This window comes from Abyssicoccus albus, assembly GCF_003815035.1.
Taxonomy (GTDB): Bacteria; Bacillota; Bacilli; order Staphylococcales; family Abyssicoccaceae; genus Abyssicoccus; species Abyssicoccus albus.
In genome coordinates this window covers 795319-815036 of sequence record NZ_RKRK01000002.1, presented here as the reverse complement: position 1 = coordinate 815036, position 19718 = coordinate 795319, and the positions used below count along the sequence as shown (strand labels likewise).

Below are 19718 nucleotides of genomic sequence, written 5' to 3'. Positions count from 1 at the left end.
CAGGGTTACAGTTAGAACAAAAATATGAATTAGAGGTGAAATCATGAAATTAACAGGCGCAGATAAAAGATATTTAAGAAAGTCAGCACATCATTTGAATGCACCGTTACAAATTGGAAAAGAAGGTATTAATGATAATATGTTAACTCAAATCAATGAGTATTTAGAGAAACATGAACTCATTAAAATTAGTGTGTTACAAAATAACGATGATGATATGAATGAGTTAGCAATGTCCCTTGCACAATCCCTTAAGGCTGAAGTCGTTCAAATTATTGGTTCAAAGATTATACTATATAAAAAGAACTATGAACTAAAATCTTCAAAATATAGTTTACCAAGTAAGTCTAATGACTAATATTGGTTTATACGGAGGATCTTTTGATCCGATTCATAATGGTCATGTGAGTGCTGCAATTCAAATGTATGAGTTATTGTCTTTAGATGAGTTAATCGTGATGCCTGCAAAGCAGTCACCACATAAATCAACTAGACCGAATGTAGAAGATCATCATCGTTATGAGATGTTGCAAATTGCGTTTAATGATGTTTCGACTACAATGAATATTGAGATTAGTTCCTTTGAATTAGAGCAAAAGTCGAAAAGCTACACGTTTAAAACGATTGAACACTTGAAGATGATTTATCCAAAGGAACGACTTTATATGTTGATTGGTGAAGATCAATTGTATGATTTCGATCAGTGGAAAAATGTAAAAATGATTATAGAAAATGTTTATGTTGTTATTGTGAAACGTTACAAAGATTCAAAAAAATTGGCTGATTATATTTCGGAACATGAACTGTTTAAGCATTACGAAGCACGATTCATACCAATAGATATACAAATTACTGAAATGAGTTCAACAGATATACGCGATAAGTTAGCACATCATGTGTCTGTTCGTCATATGTTGCCAAAGTCAGTGTATGACTATATTAAGGAGGAGCACTTATATGAAAGAAAAGAAAGCGACTCAATTAATTCATGATAAATTACCTACGAAAAGATACGAGCATAGCCTTCGTGTAAAAGAAACTGCTTTAAAAATTAGAAATGAACTGTCATTAGATGTTAATGAAGAACATTTGGTTATAGCAAGTATTTTACATGATTATGCAAAATACGACGATTTATCTTATATGTACCAAAAGATTACAGAATTCAAATTAGATAACGAATTACTCAGTTATGGCAGCGAAGTATTGCACGGTCCAATCGCTGCGGTAATCATGGAACATGAACATGGCATTACGAATGAAAATCTTTTGAATGCGATGAGGTATCATACAACAGGGCGTAAAGAAATGAGTACGTTAGAAAAAATCGTTTTTATTGCTGATTATATCGAACCAGCACGAGATCAAAAAGATGTCGATACTATACGTGACATTGTATTTAAAGAACATAAATTAGACAAGGCGATTTTTGAAATTACTAAGAAAAATATGCACTATTTGATCAAAAATAATAGTTCAATTTATAAATTGACGTTAGAGTGTTACAACTATTATAATATGACGAATTAATTGAAAAGGATGATTGAATGGAATCAAAAACACTAATGGAAATAGCTTATAATGCATGTGATGATAAAATTGCAGAAGATATTTTAGTCTTCGACATGAAAGGTAAATCACCAATTACTGATTATTTTGTGATTTGTCACGGTAATAGTGAGAAGCAAGTTCAAGCAATTGCTAGACATGTTAAAGAAGAAATAGAGAAGAATGGTGTAGAGATTAAACGATTAGAAGGATTTACTGAAGCAAACTGGATCTTAGTGGATGCAACAGATGTTGTAATCCATGTCTTCAATAAAGAAGAACGTAGCTATTACAATTTAGAGCGTCTATTTAAAGAAGCACCGATTGTAGAAAGTGAGACAATTAATGGGTAATGAATTAACTCAATATAATAATCTCGCTTCAATTTATGATGAATTGACAGACGATCATGATTTGGACGGTTGGATTTCAATCATTGAACAGTTTAAGCAACTTCAACATCAATCGATTCTAGACCTTGGCTGCGGTACTGGGAAATTATTGATGCATGATAAACTGTCAAATCAATTTAAACGTCGTGTAGGAATAGATTTGAGTGAATCAATGATTAATCTTGCACAGACTAAATCTAATCAAGTCGAATACCACGTGATGGATATGGTTGAAATGAAATTCAATGAAACGTTTGATATGTTGACATGTTTATGTGATTCGCTGAATTACGTGACAGAAATCGATAGTGTCCATCAACTGTTCAAACAATCATTCAACCATTTAAGCCCTGATGGGGTATTGATCTTTGACGTTCATACTTTAGAGAAAGTGAAGTTATTTACAGACGGTGTATTCTATGAAGATCGAGAAGAAATTTTTTATCATTGGACGAGTGATGTTGATGATGATGGTTATATTGATCATGAATTAACATTTTTCGTTAAAAAAGATGAATTATTTGAACGATTTGATGAATTCCATACACAACGTACATTTTCTAAAGAAATGTATTTAAATTTATTGGAAGATGTTGGTTTTAGTCGTATTGAAGTATTTTATGATTTCAATCGTGAAGATGTTCATTTCAACAACCAACATAGAATGTTTTTTGCTGCATTCAAATAATGGAATGTATTAAGCACAACAACTGTTGTGCTTTTTTTCATGCGCGCAAACGAGTTTTACGCGCATGATAAATAGGAAAACGATTGAAAAGGCTGCTATGGTGCGCGCAAATGAGTTTTACGCGCATCATATTTTATGTGTAAAGATATCTTTACATAAATGAATAAATATTCTAAACTAGATGTAAAGATATCTTTACATCTAGTTTGGAGGAGTGATTTTTGAAAGTAAAAAATAATATTAAAACAATTCGTCTTGAAAGAGGGATAACTCAAGTAAAGATGGCAGAAGACTTACACATTACTAGACAAACGATTAATGCTATTGAAAAGAGTAAATATAATCCTAGCTTAGAACTTGCTTTAAAAATTTCGAAATATTTTGATACACCATTTGATGAGATATTTAGTTTAGAGGAGGATGACAATGCACAAAAATAATATAACTAACGTGTATTTTACATGTGTTGGGTTAATGATAGGAATAACAATAGGAGCAACATTAATCTATTTATTTCAGGGATTTTTTCCGTATGAAGTCGTAATTGGTGGATTTTTTGGAATCACACTTTATGCATTGTTTCACTTTATAAAAATTAAATCAAATAAATCTAACTTAGTAGAAGTTGATGAACGAACGATAAAGAATTTTATAAAAATGAATTTATTGGGATCACACATTTTAATAATTATTATTTATCTTGGTATTTCACTTTTTACTTTATTAGACTATTCTTCAGTTCCAATTATTTATTTATGGATATTATTATTTATCTATATTTGGTGTGTTAGTATAACTTCAATAATTATAAAAAAACGCTAATATTATTAAATACTTGCGCGCAAAACGAATCTGCGCGCAAGTATGGCAAGAAAATGAATGGAATAGGGTCGTACTTGCGCGCAAAATGAATCTGCGCGCAGGTATGGCAAGAAAATGAATGGAATAGGGTGATACTTGCGCGCAAAATGAATCTGCGCGCAAGTATGGATAGAAAATGAAGTCTGCCTAAATTTATAGTAAAGAATAAAATATATTTCATTAGTTATATATTAATATATAATGTATTTCAAGGAGTTATTAATATGCTAGAAGAAATATTTTTTAAAGATATTAACATTATAATAAAAACAATTGTAATTGGAATTTTATCTTATATTTCACTCATCGTTTTACTAAGAATAAGTGGTAAAAGAACGCTCAGTAAAATGAACGCATTTGATTTAATTGTGACCGTTGCAATCGGTTCAATTCTTGCAACGATTATTATGAGTAAAGATGTTACGATTGCTCAAGGGATTGCAGCGTTATCAACGTTAATTATCATGCAATTTTTGATGACTAAAATATCTTATCATAATCAATTCTTTAGCCGTTTAATTAAATCAAATCCGACGTTATTATTTTATGAAGGTGAATACCTATATGACGCAATGAAAAGAGAACGTATTCTTGAAGTTGAGATCATGCAAGCTGTTCGTGCTCAAGGCATTCATAGTTTAAAAAATGTACAAGTGGTCATTTTAGAAACTGATGGTAGTTTTTCTGTCATTAGTAATGACAAACCAATTGATACTGATGAGAATGAGTTGTTCAATCATGTACAACATTAATTTATTGTAAATTTGTAAAGTTTTATTAAATATTTTAAGAAATTAGACCTTTTTTCACGATATATATAGTGAGGAGGTCTTTTTTATGTCAAAAATAAATCAAATTAAATATTGGTTACTTAACAACATTCCTATCGTGTGTATCTCACTTATGATGATGATTGTGTGTATTAGTATTGGAGTTAGTTATTTTATTAACCCTGTCGAACAAGATTCTGAAATTATGCAACTAACCAATCAAAAAAAATTAGAACAACAGGATTCACCAATAAAATCAGTTGAAGAGGTTCAGTCTAATGAGTCAATAAATGAGCAAATAATGGTTGAAGTGAAAGGGGCTGTTACTCATCCTAAGGTTTATGTGCTTTCAAAAGGTGATCGGGTTGATGATGTATTGAAACTTGCGAAACCAACTCAACATGCTGATTTAGCAAAAGTGAACATGGCAAAAGAGGTGCATGATGAAATGGTGATTTATATACCGGATCAACGACAACGTGATGATAGTATTGAAAAGTTTTATTCAAAAAATAATAATCACTCTAAAGAAACTTCAGACCAAGATATAGATCAACAATGTATCAATATTAATAATGCTTCAACAGCTGATTTACAAACGATTCCAGGTATAGGACCAAAGCGTGCATTAGATATTTCTAATTATCGGTCAGAGCAACCGTTTGATACAATTGATGAGATAAAAAATGTTTCTGGGATTGGTGACAAAACATTTGATACAATGAAGTCATATATTTGCGTGTAACGCTTTAATTATAGGAGGATATTATGAATAGACTACAATGGGATGAATATTTTATGGCACAAGCGAAGTTACTGGCAACACGATCGACGTGTACAAGATTAAGTGTCGGTGCAATTATCGTAAAAGATAAACGTGTCATTGCAAGTGGTTATAATGGTTCAGTGTCTGGTGATGAACATTGTACGGATGTTGGTTGCCTTATTGAAGGAGGTCATTGCATACGCACAATTCATGCTGAAATGAATGCAATTATTCAATGTAGTAAAATGGGTGTTGAGACAAACGGTGCTCACATTTATGTTAGTCACTTCCCGTGCATTCATTGTACGAAATCAATTATTCAAGCTGGGATTAAGAAAGTGTATTATGCAGAAAATTATAAAAATCACCCTTATGCAATTGAATTATTTAAAAAGAATGATGTTGAAATGGTACACATCCCATATGACCGTGAAAAAATGTTAAAAACGTTTAGTGATATTACATAAATAATAACTAGGTGATTCATAAAGATGTGGAAATATTATAGAGATTATTACTATTTGCTAGCGCTCATGTTATTTCTCATGTTTTTAAATGTTCCTATTTATTTGATGGTACTTGTCATATTCTTCTTTGTATGCGTCGTACATTATAAGTATCGCCAATTGATTTTTCTGTCTCGGTATCAGTTTATAAATGTAATGTGTATCATTATAATCAGTGCATTTATGATCGCTGAATATGTTAAATTTAACGATGGAATGATACATAAGCAATATAATGATTTAGATAAAATACTATCCGAGACGAACGATAAAACGTTCGACATATCATTTGATGGCCGACTAGATGAACAATCTGATGGTAAATATGTTGTCGGTGAATTTGTGACCGCAAGACTTAAAGGTGAAACATTTAAAATGAAAGCATATGTTCCAATTGATCTTGCGAGTGAATATGATCTTTACAAAAAGCATTGTAAAGTAACCGCTGAATTACAAATGTTTCAACCTAAACGAAATGATGTACATTTTGATTATCGAACCTATATGATCCGTAAAGGCTTCGTAAGACAGCTGTTTGTCGAAAGTATTGAACACTGTACTGATCGATCCTTAACTATGATTGAACATATACAATATTCACAAGAAAAATTTCTAGAAAAATTAAAAAGTAAATTACCTATAGAGAGTGTTCAAATGCTCGTATTACTTGTGTTCGGTGATCAACGATTTGTCGATCAATCAATGATAGATGAAACATTACACTTAGGAATATATCACTTATTTGCAGTGAGTGGATCACATTTAACGATGACGCTCGGGTTCATCACGTTGTTTATGCACATGGTTAAAGTGCCGCCACCCATCAGAACACTCATCATATTTTCTCTCTTATTTCCAATATTAATATTAACATCATTTGCACCGAGTTTGATGCGAGCAGCATCTTTATTTATTGTTTATGAAATCACTCAATATACCACTTTAAAATTTAAACCGATCGACTATATCGTCATAGCATTTTTACTCTATGTTTTGTTTTTTCCGATGGATGTCTATGATTTAGGTTTTCAATTATCTTTTGTCATTTGCTTAGGATTTGTCCTTCATTTTAAAACATTGCAACAAATTCACTCACCAATAATACTCTTTCTTTATATCAACTTCATGACGTTAGTGTACTCAATGTTTGTCCTTTATTTTATCCAACCGTCGACAAATCTTAACGCTTTAATTCATAATGTATGGGCCATTCCTTTACTCCAATCGATAATGTTTCCAATTGCTTTAATCATCATCGTATTTGAATTTATTATGCTCCCAACAGATCTTTTTATGTTTATATTTAATTACTTTGTATCTATTTATAATCTGATGATGAACATGATTGATACATTTCATTTTGATCGATGGTTGATTCATCATCGACAACTAGAAGGTATAGTTTTAAATTTAACATTGTTGCTTTGGATAATAATATTGAGTTTTATCGATCGGTTTATGCTCAGTGATTATGTCTCGAGGCTTAATATGTTAAAAAATATACGATTTTATTGTGTACTATTATTATTAATCTTATTTATCTATATCAATCATCTATTATATTATCAAGATGATATGGTTGTATCATTCATAGATGTTGGGCAAGGGGATGCAACATTAATCGAACACCGTAAAATAGGGAAGAATATTATGGTTGATGTAGGTGGACAAGTGGATTTAAATCAGCTTAATATATCTCAACCGAACCAAATTCCAATCAAAGAAAGCAATTATCAATTTACAGTAAGGGATGTATTAAAGAAAAGAGGCATTCATCATATTGATGCAATAATGCTGACTCATTTCGATGCCGACCATATAGGAAACATTCAATATGTACTAAAAGATTTTACTGTGGACAAAATTTATATACCAGATATTGATACAGAGAAGAAATTATATTGGCTTAACATGATGAGTCAATATGATGTAGACGTAATACCGGTTAGATTCGGAGATTACTTTCAATTCGGTAATACACGATATACGATACTGTCACCATTTAAAGATGATCATATGTTTCACAATAAGGATGGGTTTGATAACTATTATTCAATGGTGGTACATGTTGATCATGAAGTAGATTATTTATTGACAGGAGATATTAATAGGATAAAGGAGACTCGACTTTTACCTTATGTATCTCAGTTCAATGTTGACGTTTTAAAGGTCAGTCATCATGGAAGTGATGATGCGACGAGTGAGGCGTTGCTAGAAGAAATTCAACCTAAAATTAGTGTCATCAGTGTTGGAGAGCATAATCGATATCAACATCCGAATGAAAATGTCATTGAAAGATTGAATAAACAAAACTCTAAAATTTATCGAACAGATGAATTAGGCATGATTGAAATGCGAAACAGTCATGACAGATTAAAAATTAAACATTATAAGGATAAGAGGCATAAAAAGAGGATCGTTGGCAACGAAAAGGAGTAACCGTGTATTCTACGATTACTCCTGTCATTAAATGATAAAAAGTGATTAACCTGTGACTAACCTGCGACAATTTGGAAAACTTGTGCAATGATATAAATTGTTGCAAGACACCCAAACATTGTTAAGAATCCAATGGCTGAATCTGCTACGTCGTTATTTTTAGATTGTACGTCATGTTCAAATTTGTTCACGTAAAATCCCTCCTATTTAATTAGTATTATATGATAAAATAAATAATAAATCTATGAATATTTCAATTTATTCATCAGAAATTTACACATGGGTGTGACCTTATGATTGAAATACTCTATTCAAATGACGAGCAAATGGTTAAAAGAACTAGAGATGAACGAATTAAATCGTTATTATCTGAACCACGTGATGAATTTAATTGTGTGGTAATGTCTTTAGAACATAATACGACAAATGAAGTGATTGAGGAAATATTAACACTTCCAATGTTCTCACTAGAGAAAGTTGTTGTCATTAAGAACGCAACAATGTTTACCGGTTCAAAGGATAAACAAGTGACGAAAGAAGAAATATCGATGTGGTTAGACTTGTTAGAGCAACAAGTAGATAATCATGTCATTTTCGAAGTGTATCAAGAAAAATTAGATGGTCGAAAAAAAATTACAAAACTGATAGAATCTTCTCACCGAGCAACTGCGGTTGAACCTCCTTCTGAGCGTCAATTCAGTCATTATATCACAGAGCAACTTGCTAAAGACGACTACACGATGGATCAACCAGCGATGAAAAGATTTATCGAAAGAATTGGTGTGAACCTTCAACAAGCTGATATAGAAATTGAGAAGTTGAAAACATACACGTACGATTCGAGAGTGATTACATTAGAGGCGATTAACGATATTGTACCTGAATCAATCGAAGAAGAGATTTACATACTAACTGACTTAATTAAATCAGGAAAAAAACAACTTGCTGCTAAAAAGATAAGTGAATTAATTTTAAGAAAAGAAGAGCCAATTGCTTTACTTGGTTTAATTGCTTCTCAATATAGGTTGTATTACCAAACAAAGCTATTAAGTATGAAAGGGATGAATAAATTCGAAATTGGAAAAACACTTGGTGTTCACCACTTCAGAATTCAATTAGCATTAGAGCAATGTCATCGATTAGAGTTAATGGATATACTGGCGATGTTAAATATTTGTGCCGAGCTTGATTTTAAACTGAAAGATACAGCACTAGATAAAGAAGCGGTTATGCAATTGTATGTTGCTAATTTATAATATTTACAAAAAAGAACAGGATTCTAAGGTTAGAATCCTGTTCTTTTTGTGCATTATTATGCGTTTTTGCTCATTAATTTAGATTTAAGGCGAGCGGCTTTATTCGTATGAATTAAGTTGCTTTGGTTCGCTTTATCAACTAATTTAATTGCGTTGTTTAATAAGTCTTGAGCGTTGTCTGACCCTTCAGATTTTGCAGCTAATGCTTTTTTGACTGCAGTACGCATTTCGTTCTTTTGAGCGATATTACGGTCATGACGAGTTTGTGAAGTCGTTACACGCTTAATTGCTGATTTAATATTTGGCATTTATTTCACCTCCGAACAAAATATATCCCTGTCTAACCAATCTTATAAATTGATTGCAACAAAAAACATTTTATCAAAATAAACAGGACAATGCAATAGAAGATTGAAACTAAGCGTTCTAATTGATATAATCAAACGTATAATTACGGAGCTTAATAGAAAGTAGGATTATTGGATGACTTTTGAAAATAAGAGTGAAAGACAAAAACATATAAGGAATTTTTCAATCATTGCACATATTGATCACGGCAAATCAACGCTCGCTGATCGCTTATTAGAAAATACAAAAACGGTTGAAAGCCGTGAAATGAAATCACAATTATTAGATTCGATGGATTTGGAACGTGAACGTGGGATTACAATTAAATTAAATGCTGTTCAATTAAAGTACGTTGCAAAAGATGGAGAAGAATATATTTTCCATTTAATTGATACACCTGGGCATGTCGATTTTACATACGAAGTGTCTAGATCTCTTGCAGCGTGTGAAGGAGCCATATTAGTTGTCGACGCAGCACAAGGTATTGAAGCACAGACGTTAGCGAATGTTTATTTAGCATTAGATAATGATCTTGAATTATTACCTGTCATTAACAAAATTGACTTACCTGCAGCCCAACCAGAAGTTGTTCGTGATGAAATAGAAAATGTTATTGGAATTGACGCTAGTGAAGCAGTCCTTGCAAGTGCGAAAGCAAATATCGGTATCGAAGAAATATTGGAGCAAGTTGTCCAGAACGTTCCAGCGCCAAACGGAGATCCTAATGCACCCCTAAAAGCGTTAATTTTTGATTCAGTTTATGATGCATATAAAGGTGTCATTTCTTCGGTAAGGATTGTTGACGGTTCAGTCAAACCTGGTGAAAAAATCAAAATGATGGCGACGGGCAAAGAATTCGAAGTGACTGAAGTCGGTATCAATACACCGAAGCCAATGCGAGTGGATGAATTGAATGTTGGTGATGTCGGTTTTGTCGTAGCGAGTATTAAAAATGTCAGTGATGCTAGAGTTGGTGATACGATGACTCACGCAGCAAACCCAACCCCTGAAGCACTTCCAGGTTATAAAAAGATGAACCCAATGGTATTCTGTGGAATCTATCCAATCGATAGTGGAGATTACAATGACTTACGTGATGCATTGGAAAAGCTAGAACTGAATGATTCATCACTACAATATGAACCTGAGACGTCTCAAGCGCTAGGATTTGGTTTTCGTGCAGGGTTCCTTGGTTTATTGCATATGGAGATTATCCAAGAACGTATTGAAAGAGAATTTGGTATTGAATTGATCGCGACAGCACCTTCTGTAATTTATCATGTTTATACGACTGACGGTCATATGATAGAAGTTGATAATCCAGCACAGATGCCAGATCCGCAAAAAATCGATAAAATTGAAGAGCCATATGTTAAAGCAGAAATTATGGTACCGAATGATTTTGTGGGGTCGGTGATGGAATTATGCCAGAAAAAACGTGGTAATTTTATGACTATGGACTATTTAGACGATATTCGTGTCAATATTATTTATGAAATTCCGTTATCGGAAATCGTCTTTGATTTCTTTGACCAATTAAAGTCTAATACGAAAGGTTATGCATCATTCGATTACGAATTGTCAGGATATCAAGAAAGTAAGCTTGTGAAAATGGATATCTTATTGAACGGTGATCAAGTCGATGCGCTAAGCTTTATTGTACATCGTGACTTTGCATATGAACGTGGTAAAGCAATCGTTGAAAAATTGAAAACGTTAATTCCACGACAGCAATTTGAAGTACCAGTTCAAGCAGCCATTGGTCAAAAGATTATTTCAAGAACAAATATTAAATCTATGGGTAAAAATGTATTGAGTAAATGTTACGGTGGAGATATTTCACGTAAACGTAAATTATTAGAAAAACAAAAAGCCGGAAAAGCGAAGATGAAAGCTGTTGGCTCGGTGGAGATTCCACAAGAAGCATTCCTTGCTGTATTGAAGATGGATGATGAATAAGGTTTATCATTAGTTCAAAAAGAAGTGAGAAAGTATAATAGAAGATAGATTAAGTGACTCTTAAGAGTCACTTTTTTTATGAAGATATGTTTATCTATTCAACAATAAAATGACTGATAAATTAAATGATAGATTGAGATTATCGTTAATTATATAAAGATTAAAGAATAGAAATAATGATTAAAAAGAAATTAAATTTATAATGATAATAACAATTCGCTAAAATATAAAAAGTAGAAGAAAGGAGTATTATATGAATACTAAGATAAATAGTGCATATATTCATATCCCATTTTGTAAACATATATGTACTTATTGTGATTTTAACAAATATTATATAGATACCCAGCCCGTTGATGAGTATATTGACCAGCTCATTAAAGAAATAAAAAGTGTGCCTAAACAATCAATGCAGACTGTATTTATCGGTGGAGGTACGCCGACAGCGCTCTCTATTGAACAATTAAAAAGGTTATTCAAAGCAATATATGAACAATTTAATGGTATAGAAGAATTGACCGTTGAAGCGAATCCAGAAGAGTTAACGGATGATAAAATTGAATGTTTAAAAGCACATGGTGTGAATCGATTATCAATTGGTGTACAAACATTTGATGCGGAGTTATTGAATGTATTAGGAAGAGCACATTCTAAAGATCAAGCGATTCAATCTGTTTATAAAGCGAAAGACGTTGGAATAGAATCAATATCACTCGATCTAATGTCTGAATTACCTAATCAATCTTTAGATCAGCTAAAATCTTCGCTTGAAATAGCGTTGAATTTACCAATTGACCATATATCTATTTATGGATTGATATTGGAACCTCAAACAATGATGTATAACGCCTATAGAAAATCTAAATTAGAACTGCCAACAGAAACAACTATTGATGAGATGGATGAAATGATAGAGTCCATGATGGAACAAGTTCAAATGAAGCGGTATGAAACATCGAACTTTGCAACAAGTGAAGAGCATCAGTCAAAACATAATTTAACGTATTGGAATAATGATTATTATTATGGTTTTGGTGCAGGCGCACACGGGTATGTTGATGGTGTTAGATACTCCAACATTAATCCAGTGAATCATTATATTGAATCGATTAAGAAACATCATCATGCAAGACGTGATGAGCATCCAGTGACATTGAAAGAACAATACGAAGAATTTATGTTTTTAGGATTAAGGAAAACAGAAGGGGTTAGCCGTACAGAATTTGAAAGACGTTACGGCGTGACACTCGAATCTATTTATGAAGTGCCTTTGAATCAATTGATTTATCATCAAATGATTGAAGTGAATCCATTAAATGGTGATGATATTTATTTAACGAAAAAAGGAAAAAGACATGCAAACGAAGTGTTAAGTCACTTTATTATTGATGATCAAGATTGATAATAAATAACAGATCAATTATAGAGAAAAAAAGTTAAGTCTATTTGTTGACTTATTTTGACCAATTTGATAAATTATAATTAGCACTTGATACAGATGAGTGCTAAATGAGGTGTTCATGTGCTGACAAATCGACAGCAACAACTGTTAAATGTTATTGTAGATGCATTTATTGATGAAGTACAGCCGATTGGTTCTAATGCACTGCTTGACCGTTATCAATTGAATATCTCTTCTGCTACAATTCGCAATGAGATGTCTCAATTAGAGAAGTTAGGTTATTTATTGAAGCCACATCATTCATCAGGTCGAGTCCCTTCGAATGAAGGGTTAATGATATATATTAATGACTTAATGAATTTTGATATGGCTGACCAGCATGAACTTGAATGGATTCAAACGATCGTGAATACATTCATTGAAGAACCGAATATATTATGGTCAACACTCGCAGATAGTATTGCTCATACGACCGAACAAACGACTTTAATTACAACTGAATTACAACAGCAACCTAGCATTACGAATGTATATATTACACCTCTTGGAACAATTCATGCGGTATTAATCGTTGTTTATAACAATCAACGCATTTTGAAAAGTATGATTGATTTACCAAGGAACATTCATATCGATAGTTTACCGGTCATTTCTAATATTATTCAGCAAGGTAAACGAGGAGATGATGTTCATTCCAATGTTGAGGAATATATGCAAGAAATGTTTATTCAACACGTATCGAGTGAGTATAATTTAGTGAAATGGTTTACGATGCTCATTCAACATGAAGCATTGAATCCATTAAAGCAACAAAATGAAACGATTATTAGCGGTAAAGATCGGTTGTTAAATCAAATCAATGAGCAAAACATAGAATCGATGAAGGCTTTGCTGAAAATTTTTGAAACAGATGAATTGAATGAAGTCCCGTTTCATTCTACACTTGATGGGGTAGACGTTACATTCGGTAGTGATTTTGAGGAGACAATTGAAGGAATTAGCTTCGTATCGACTCAAGTTGAATGGTATGAAGGGTATGATACGACGATTGCAATTGTCGGTCCTATGACAATGAACTACAAAGAAATCATCCCGATGTTTAGAACGATATCTAAACTAGGGGTATAAATTATAAAAAAATACAATTTTGTTATCATCAAGATAGAATGTGCACCTAAAGGAGGTCGTTTTTTGATGGAAAAGGATAAAAAGGAACAATCACCTACGGGTGAACAAAATGAACAACGGCATGAAGACGTTGTGGATATGGAACAGCATGTTTCAGTAGATGGTCAATCAACACAATCAGAAAATGATGAAGTGCAGAAAAATTCAGATGCTAATCATACTGAAGAGTCAACTGCAGATGAAACATTAGAGCGAAATTCTGATGAAGAAACCTCTAAAGATGAAATCATTGAACTGAGTAAATCAGAATATGATCAATTGGTTCAAGATAAAGACTTAGCAGAAGATAAGCATTTAAGATACGTTGCAGAAACTGAGAACTTCAAGAAGAGAACTCGTAAAGAATACGAAACATTGAATAAATATAAATCACAAAGTGTCATCGAATCATTATTACCGACACTTGATAATTTTGAACGTGCGTTATCTCAATTCAATGACAAAGAAGATAGTTTCTATAAAGGCGTTGAAATGACATACAATAGTTTGTTAAACACGTTGAAAGAGCACGGTCTAGAAATCATTGAAGACGAAGGTGCTCAATTTGATCCGAATTTACATCAAGCAGTGATGCAAGAAGCGAACGACGATGTGGAATCAGGATATATCATTGAGAGCATGCAAAAAGGTTATAAACTTAAAGATCGTGTGATTAGACCAAGCATGGTTAAAGTTAGCGAGTAATCATATATTAAGAAGTTCAATTTACAATAAATTATTTATTCATTTAATAATTAATAAAGTTAGCAATATAATTAAAAATTAGGAGGAATTTAATATGTCTAAAGTAATTGGTATAGATTTAGGAACAACGAACTCATGTGTTGCGGTATTAGAAGGTGGAGAGCCTAAGGTTATTCAAAATCCAGAAGGTAATAGAACGACGCCTTCAGTTGTAGCTTTTAAAGATGGTGAAAAGCAAGTTGGTGAAGTAGCGAAGCGTCAAATGGTGACTAACCCTAATACAATTGCGTCAATTAAACGTCATATGGGTACTGACCATACTGAAGAAATTGATGGTAAAAAATATACACCACAAGAAGTTTCAGCGATGATTTTACAAAACTTAAAAGCAACAGCTGAATCATACTTAGGGGAAACAGTTTCAAAAGCGGTAATTACAGTTCCTGCATACTTCAACGATTCAGAGCGTCAAGCAACGAAAGATGCTGGTAAAATCGCTGGTCTTGAAGTAGAGCGTATTATCAACGAGCCAACTGCTGCTGCGTTAGCATATGGTCTTGATAAAACAGATAAAGAGCAACAAATCCTTGTATTTGACCTTGGTGGTGGTACGTTTGACGTCTCTATTTTAGAACTTGGTGATGGTGTATTCGAAGTACTTTCTACAGCGGGGGATAACCGTTTAGGTGGAGATGATTTTGACCAAGTCATTATTGATCACTTAGTACAAGAGTTCAAGAAAGAGAATAGCATTGACCTTTCTAAAGATAAAATGGCAATGCAACGTTTGAAAGATGCTGCTGAAAAAGCGAAAAAAGACTTATCAGGTGTATCTTCTACGCAAATTTCATTACCATTTATTTCAGCAGGTGAAGCTGGACCGGTTCACTTAGAGATGACATTAAGCCGTGCGAAGTTCGAAGAGCTTTCTCACGAATTAGTTCAACGTACAATGGGACCAACACGTCAAGCACTTAAAGATGCTGGATTATCTAAATCAGAAATTGATGAAGTGATTTTGGTTGGTGGTTCTACACGTATCCCGGCAGTACAAGAAGCTATCAAAAAAGAAATTGGTAAAGAGCCTAACAAAGGTGTTAACCCTGATGAAGTAGTTGCATTAGGTGCAGCTGTTCAAGGTGGAGTAATTACTGGGGATGTACAAGATGTGGTACTTCTTGACGTAACGCCATTAACATTAGGTATTGAAACAATGGGTGGTGTTTCTACACCATTAATCGAACGTAACACAACGATTCCGACGTCTAAATCACAAGTATTCTCAACAGCTGCAGATAATCAACCGGCGGTAGATATTCATGTGTTACAAGGTGAGCGTTCTATGGCGCAAGACAACAAAACACTCGGTCGTTTCCAATTGACTGATATTCCACCAGCACCACGTGGTGTACCTCAAATCGAAGTAACATTTGATATTGATAAGAATGGTATCGTTAATGTTACAGCGAAAGATTTAGGTACAGAAAAAGAACAAAAAATTACGATCGAATCTAGCTCAAACTTATCAGATGATGATATCGACCGTATGGTGAAAGAAGCAGAAGCGAATGCTGATGAAGATAAAAAGCGTAAAGAAGAAGTAGATTTACGTAATGAAGCAGATCAACTTGTCTTCACGACTGATAAAACAATTGAAGATTTAGGAGACAAAGTATCTGAAGAAGAGAAGCAAGAAGCGACGTCTGCAAAAGAAGCTTTAGAAGAAGCGTTAAAAGGTGACGACTTAGAAGAAATTAAAGCGAAAAAAGATGCGTTACAAGAAAAAGTACAAGCGTTATCTATGAAACTTTATGAAGAAATGGCTCAACAACAACAAGCCGCTCAAGGTGAAGAAGGTCAACCATCACAAGATGATGATGTTGTAGATGCAGATTTCACTGAAGTTGATGATGATAAAGATAATAAATAAGGCAAAACTTTTTAAACGATTATAATGCACATGGAAAAAGCCAAAGTCTTCAAATTTTGAATGGCTTTGGCTTTTTACTGTAGCATATCGTATATATACGGTATAATCATAACGTGTATAAATTACGGAAGGAGTGGATCATATGGCGAAACGAGATTATTATGAAGTATTAGGTTTATCAAAAGGTGCTTCTAAAGAAGAAATTAAACGTGCATATAAAAAACTATCTAAGAAATATCATCCAGACATTAATAAAGATGAAGATGCAGATGTGAAGTTCAAAGAAATCGCTGAAGCGTATGAAGTATTAAGTGATGAGCAAAAGAAAGCCCAATATGATCAATTTGGCCATGCTGGTATGGGACAAGGTGCAGGCGGTCAAGGATTTGGTGGATTCAACGCTGGCGGCTTTGGCGGCTTTGAAGATATATTTAGTTCGTTCTTTGGAGGTGGCGCTAGACGTGATCCAAATGCACCAAGGCAAGGCTCTGATTTACAATATACGATGTCAATAGACTTTGAAGAAGCCGTATTCGGTGGAGAAAAAGAAATTACGATTCCTAAAGAGGTCGAATGTGAAGTATGTAATGGATCAGGTGCTAAACCGGGCACTAAAGTGAATACATGTACTACATGTCGAGGTGTTGGACAAGTCCAAGTAGAACAAGATACACCATTTGGTCGTGTTGCAACACAAACGACATGTCCAGATTGTCAAGGCTCTGGTAAGACGTTTGAACATAAATGTCATAAATGTCACGGTGAAGGCACGCATACGAAAGATGTCAAAATTAAAGTGAATATTCCTGAAGGTGTCGATACCGGGCAGAAAATTCGCTTAGCGGGTAAAGGTGAGCCAGGCGTGAATGGCGGACCACAAGGAGATTTATATATCGTCTTTAGAGTTAAGAGTCACCCAACATTCACAAGAGATGGTGATGATATTCATCTATCGAAAATGATTTCATTTAGCCAAGCGGCGTTAGGTGATGAAATTGAAGTCCCTACGTTAACTGGTAAAGTGAAATTGACAATTCCGGCAGGTACTCAGACAGGTAAAAGATTTAGATTAAAAGATAAAGGTGTTAAAAATGTGCGTGGTTTTGGTCATGGTGATCAGTTTATCACGGTGAACATCGAAACACCGTCAAAACTTACCGAACGCCAACAAGAATTATTAAGAGAATTTGCTGAGATTAACGGTGAAACATTACAAGAACAACCGAATAATTTCTTCGATAAGACACGTAAATTCTTTAAAGGAGATTAAACGATGAAATGGATTGAACTTTGTATCAAAACGAGTAATGAATATGAAGAAACTTTATCATATATGCTGAATGAAATGGGCTCAAAAGGTGTGACCATTGAGCATTCAATCGACGTCATCAAGCAAAAAGTTGAAGACTTTGAGCGTGATTATAGACTAGACCCTAAAGATTATCCAGATAACCATATGGTTATTAAAGCATATTTCAATGAATTAGAGTTCGATCAAGACATTATCGATGAAGTTCTATCCAATATTTCTTCGTATCATTTACCAATTCATCGAGAAGATATCACCACTCAATCGATTAATGAGCAAGATTGGGAGAATGAATGGAAACAATATTATCATCCGATTGAAATTGGAAATCAATTTGTCATTGAGCCGTCTTGGGAGAAATATGACCAACAAACATCACGTCATGTCATTTCATTAGACCCAGGGATGGCATTTGGTACTGGAGATCATGCGACAACAAGCATGTGTTTAGAAATGTTTGAACAAATTGAAGTTGAAGATAAAGATGTCATTGATGTAGGGACGGGGTCTGGTATTTTATCCATTGGTGCACATCATCTGAAAGCACGTTCAATCGAAGCATTAGATGTTGATCGAATGGCTGTTAAGGTTGCTAAAGAAAACTTTGAACTCAATAATTGCTTAGAACATATAAATGTTCACACAGGTGACTTGCTTAAAGATATTCCACATGATTCGAAAGATATCGTGATCGCGAATATATTAGCCCACATTATTGATCTGATGATAGAAGATGCACACGACGTACTTCGATCAGGTGGATATTTTATCTCGAGTGGAATTATCGATGAGAAGTGTGAAGAAATTAAATCGAGATTGGATAAAGTAGGCTTTGAAGTGGTTGATGAGTCTCATAAAGAAGGCTGGACAGCATTGCTTGCAAGAAAGCGTGATCAATAATGCAACGTTATTTTGTTGAGCATTATGAACGAACTAAAGAACTTGATGAGATTACAATTTTCGATCAAGACATTATTCATCATATGAGAAATGTGATGAGAATGGCTATTGATGATAAATGTATATTGATGATTGAACAGGAACCTTATCAAGTTAAGGTTTTACAGCTTGATAAAGAAAGTATTTGCTGTCGAATCATTTCACGCATTCATGAGCAGACAGAGTTGACTGTGGATGTCACAATGGCTTTCGGCCTAAGTAAAGGGGATAAGCCTGAGTTAATCATTCAAAAGTGTACAGAGCTTGGAGCCAATGCATTCATACCACTAAATAGTGAACGGACCATTGTCAAACTTAATCATAAAAAAGAAAAAAAGAGAATTGATCGGTATGTGAAAGTGGCGAGTGAGTCGAGTGAGCAATCGTATCGACATAGAATACCTACCATTCACAATGTTCAATCATTATCTAACTTTTCGTTAACCGATTATGATCTTGTGATCGTAGCGTATGAAGAAACGGTAAAATCTAATCAATCCTATACACATTTAAGTCAATTACGACAACAAATTCAATCTTCTACAAGTGTATTATGCATCACTGGACCAGAAGGTGGTTTTACATCAAGTGAAATAGATCAACTCCAACAACATGACCATGTTATGACTGTTGGGTTAGGCCGAAGAATTTTAAGAGCAGAAACAGCCCCGATATATATGATGAGTGTTTTGTCTTATATGTTAGAAGCTAATGATTGTTAAAATGTATATAA

22 protein-coding genes are annotated in these 19718 nt (G+C 33.6%); 20 read left to right on the top strand and 2 right to left on the bottom strand.

Translation table 11 applies throughout. The annotated features are described in order from the left end of the window. Positions 1 to 43: 43 nt before the first annotated feature. The 11 genes from yhbY (at position 44) to EDD62_RS03925 (ending at position 7970) form a co-directional block, all read left to right on the top strand. A complete protein-coding gene (yhbY, locus tag EDD62_RS03975) occupies positions 44 to 358 on the top strand; it encodes a ribosome assembly RNA-binding protein YhbY (RefSeq protein ID WP_077140112.1) in 315 nt (104 codons plus the stop codon). Continuing rightward, positions 351 to 992, top strand: a complete 642-nt coding sequence (gene nadD / locus EDD62_RS03970) for a nicotinate (nicotinamide) nucleotide adenylyltransferase (RefSeq protein WP_123807612.1) — start codon at positions 351 to 353, stop codon at positions 990 to 992. Before yhbY ends, nadD begins: the two co-directional genes overlap by 8 nt. Beyond that, the gene (yqeK, locus tag EDD62_RS03965) at positions 958 to 1530 is read left to right on the top strand and encodes a bis(5'-nucleosyl)-tetraphosphatase (symmetrical) YqeK (RefSeq protein WP_123807611.1); all 573 of its coding nucleotides are present in this window, start codon (positions 958 to 960) and stop codon (positions 1528 to 1530) included. Before nadD ends, yqeK begins: the two co-directional genes overlap by 35 nt. A 17-nt stretch (positions 1531 to 1547) precedes the next feature. Beyond that, on the top strand, positions 1548 to 1901 hold the full coding sequence (gene rsfS, locus EDD62_RS03960; protein WP_077140115.1) for a ribosome silencing factor: 354 nt from the start codon (positions 1548 to 1550) through the stop codon (positions 1899 to 1901). Next, a complete protein-coding gene (locus EDD62_RS03955) occupies positions 1894 to 2628 on the top strand; it encodes a class I SAM-dependent DNA methyltransferase (protein WP_148086836.1) in 735 nt (244 codons plus the stop codon). Before rsfS ends, EDD62_RS03955 begins: the two co-directional genes overlap by 8 nt. A gap of 221 nt (positions 2629 to 2849) precedes the next feature. Then, entirely contained in the window at positions 2850 to 3068 is a 219-nt protein-coding gene (locus EDD62_RS03950) for a helix-turn-helix transcriptional regulator (RefSeq protein WP_123807609.1), read from the top strand. Continuing rightward, positions 3055 to 3450, top strand: coding sequence for a hypothetical protein (locus EDD62_RS03945; protein WP_123807608.1), 396 nt, complete (start codon positions 3055 to 3057; stop codon positions 3448 to 3450). Before EDD62_RS03950 ends, EDD62_RS03945 begins: the two co-directional genes overlap by 14 nt. A gap of 263 nt (positions 3451 to 3713) precedes the next feature. Continuing rightward, positions 3714 to 4241, top strand: coding sequence for a DUF421 domain-containing protein (locus EDD62_RS03940; protein ID WP_123807607.1), 528 nt, complete (start codon positions 3714 to 3716; stop codon positions 4239 to 4241). An 85-nt stretch (positions 4242 to 4326) separates the two neighbouring features. Next, positions 4327 to 5004, top strand: a complete 678-nt coding sequence (locus EDD62_RS03935) for a helix-hairpin-helix domain-containing protein (RefSeq protein ID WP_123807606.1) — start codon at positions 4327 to 4329, stop codon at positions 5002 to 5004. A gap of 23 nt (positions 5005 to 5027) precedes the next feature. Next, complete coding sequence (locus tag EDD62_RS03930; protein ID WP_123807605.1) at positions 5028 to 5492, top strand: ComE operon protein 2; 465 nt, start codon at positions 5028 to 5030, stop codon at positions 5490 to 5492. A gap of 255 nt (positions 5493 to 5747) precedes the next feature. Then, positions 5748 to 7970 carry a DNA internalization-related competence protein ComEC/Rec2 gene (locus EDD62_RS03925; protein ID WP_170152772.1) on the top strand — a complete coding sequence of 741 codons (2223 nt, stop codon included), beginning with the start codon at positions 5748 to 5750 and terminating at the stop codon, positions 7968 to 7970. A 56-nt stretch (positions 7971 to 8026) separates the two neighbouring features. Here EDD62_RS03925 and EDD62_RS03920 read toward each other — a convergent pair whose 3' ends face one another. Beyond that, the gene (locus EDD62_RS03920; protein WP_077140120.1) at positions 8027 to 8161 is read right to left on the bottom strand and encodes a YqzM family protein; all 135 of its coding nucleotides are present in this window, start codon (positions 8159 to 8161) and stop codon (positions 8027 to 8029) included. 102 nt (positions 8162 to 8263) lie between these two features. Here EDD62_RS03920 and holA point away from each other — a divergent pair, with 102 nt between their 5' ends. Then, on the top strand, positions 8264 to 9226 hold the full coding sequence (holA, locus tag EDD62_RS03915; protein ID WP_123807603.1) for a DNA polymerase III subunit delta: 963 nt from the start codon (positions 8264 to 8266) through the stop codon (positions 9224 to 9226). Between the two features lie 56 nt (positions 9227 to 9282). Here holA and rpsT read toward each other — a convergent pair whose 3' ends face one another. Beyond that, positions 9283 to 9534, bottom strand: coding sequence for a 30S ribosomal protein S20 (gene rpsT / locus EDD62_RS03910; RefSeq protein ID WP_077140122.1), 252 nt, complete (start codon positions 9532 to 9534; stop codon positions 9283 to 9285). Positions 9535 to 9709: 175 nt separating this feature from the next. Here rpsT and lepA point away from each other — a divergent pair, with 175 nt between their 5' ends. The 8 genes from lepA (at position 9710) to EDD62_RS03870 (ending at position 19707) form a co-directional block, all read left to right on the top strand. Beyond that, a complete protein-coding gene (lepA, locus tag EDD62_RS03905) occupies positions 9710 to 11533 on the top strand; it encodes a translation elongation factor 4 (RefSeq protein ID WP_123807602.1) in 1824 nt (607 codons plus the stop codon). A 253-nt stretch (positions 11534 to 11786) separates the two neighbouring features. Continuing rightward, on the top strand, positions 11787 to 12935 hold the full coding sequence (gene hemW, locus EDD62_RS03900) for a radical SAM family heme chaperone HemW (protein ID WP_123807601.1): 1149 nt from the start codon (positions 11787 to 11789) through the stop codon (positions 12933 to 12935). A 120-nt stretch (positions 12936 to 13055) separates the two neighbouring features. Continuing rightward, the gene (gene hrcA / locus EDD62_RS03895) at positions 13056 to 14063 is read left to right on the top strand and encodes a heat-inducible transcriptional repressor HrcA (protein ID WP_123807600.1); all 1008 of its coding nucleotides are present in this window, start codon (positions 13056 to 13058) and stop codon (positions 14061 to 14063) included. Between the two features lie 66 nt (positions 14064 to 14129). Further along, positions 14130 to 14807 (top strand): nucleotide exchange factor GrpE, encoded by a 678-nt coding sequence (grpE, locus tag EDD62_RS03890; RefSeq protein ID WP_249037327.1) that lies wholly within the window; start codon positions 14130 to 14132, stop codon positions 14805 to 14807. A gap of 94 nt (positions 14808 to 14901) precedes the next feature. Then, the gene (gene dnaK / locus EDD62_RS03885; protein ID WP_077140126.1) at positions 14902 to 16737 is read left to right on the top strand and encodes a molecular chaperone DnaK; all 1836 of its coding nucleotides are present in this window, start codon (positions 14902 to 14904) and stop codon (positions 16735 to 16737) included. Positions 16738 to 16879: 142 nt separating this feature from the next. Continuing rightward, positions 16880 to 18007, top strand: coding sequence for a molecular chaperone DnaJ (dnaJ, locus tag EDD62_RS03880; RefSeq protein ID WP_123807599.1), 1128 nt, complete (start codon positions 16880 to 16882; stop codon positions 18005 to 18007). 3 nt (positions 18008 to 18010) lie between these two features. Beyond that, entirely contained in the window at positions 18011 to 18946 is a 936-nt protein-coding gene (gene prmA / locus EDD62_RS03875) for a 50S ribosomal protein L11 methyltransferase (protein ID WP_123807598.1), read from the top strand. Further along, the gene (locus EDD62_RS03870; RefSeq protein WP_123807597.1) at positions 18946 to 19707 is read left to right on the top strand and encodes an RsmE family RNA methyltransferase; all 762 of its coding nucleotides are present in this window, start codon (positions 18946 to 18948) and stop codon (positions 19705 to 19707) included. The genes prmA and EDD62_RS03870 overlap by 1 nt, the downstream gene beginning before the upstream one ends. Positions 19708 to 19718 lie beyond the last annotated feature (11 nt).

Excerpts from the sequence above, each read along its gene's own strand:
- rpsT (WP_077140122.1), bottom strand. The coding sequence starts at position 9,534 with ATGCCAAATATTAAATCAGCAATTAAGCGTGTAACGACTTCACAAACT.
- holA (WP_123807603.1), top strand. The coding sequence starts at position 8,264 with ATGATTGAAATACTCTATTCAAATGACGAGCAAATGGTTAAAAGAACT.
- rsfS (WP_077140115.1), top strand. The coding sequence starts at position 1,548 with ATGGAATCAAAAACACTAATGGAAATAGCTTATAATGCATGTGATGAT.
- yqeK (WP_123807611.1), top strand. The coding sequence starts at position 958 with ATGAAAGAAAAGAAAGCGACTCAATTAATTCATGATAAATTACCTACG.
- grpE (WP_249037327.1), top strand. The coding sequence starts at position 14,130 with ATGGAAAAGGATAAAAAGGAACAATCACCTACGGGTGAACAAAATGAA.
- EDD62_RS03925 (WP_170152772.1), top strand. The coding sequence starts at position 5,748 with ATGATACATAAGCAATATAATGATTTAGATAAAATACTATCCGAGACG.
- lepA (WP_123807602.1), top strand. The coding sequence starts at position 9,710 with ATGACTTTTGAAAATAAGAGTGAAAGACAAAAACATATAAGGAATTTT.
- EDD62_RS03930 (WP_123807605.1), top strand. The coding sequence starts at position 5,028 with ATGAATAGACTACAATGGGATGAATATTTTATGGCACAAGCGAAGTTA.
- EDD62_RS03935 (WP_123807606.1), top strand. The coding sequence starts at position 4,327 with ATGTCAAAAATAAATCAAATTAAATATTGGTTACTTAACAACATTCCT.
- EDD62_RS03870 (WP_123807597.1), top strand. The coding sequence starts at position 18,946 with ATGCAACGTTATTTTGTTGAGCATTATGAACGAACTAAAGAACTTGAT.
- yhbY (WP_077140112.1), top strand. The coding sequence starts at position 44 with ATGAAATTAACAGGCGCAGATAAAAGATATTTAAGAAAGTCAGCACAT.
- dnaK (WP_077140126.1), top strand. The coding sequence starts at position 14,902 with ATGTCTAAAGTAATTGGTATAGATTTAGGAACAACGAACTCATGTGTT.
- EDD62_RS03955 (WP_148086836.1), top strand. The coding sequence starts at position 1,894 with ATGGGTAATGAATTAACTCAATATAATAATCTCGCTTCAATTTATGAT.
- nadD (WP_123807612.1), top strand. The coding sequence starts at position 351 with ATGACTAATATTGGTTTATACGGAGGATCTTTTGATCCGATTCATAAT.
- EDD62_RS03945 (WP_123807608.1), top strand. The coding sequence starts at position 3,055 with ATGCACAAAAATAATATAACTAACGTGTATTTTACATGTGTTGGGTTA.
- prmA (WP_123807598.1), top strand. The coding sequence starts at position 18,011 with ATGAAATGGATTGAACTTTGTATCAAAACGAGTAATGAATATGAAGAA.
- dnaJ (WP_123807599.1), top strand. The coding sequence starts at position 16,880 with ATGGCGAAACGAGATTATTATGAAGTATTAGGTTTATCAAAAGGTGCT.
- hemW (WP_123807601.1), top strand. The coding sequence starts at position 11,787 with ATGAATACTAAGATAAATAGTGCATATATTCATATCCCATTTTGTAAA.
- EDD62_RS03940 (WP_123807607.1), top strand. The coding sequence starts at position 3,714 with ATGCTAGAAGAAATATTTTTTAAAGATATTAACATTATAATAAAAACA.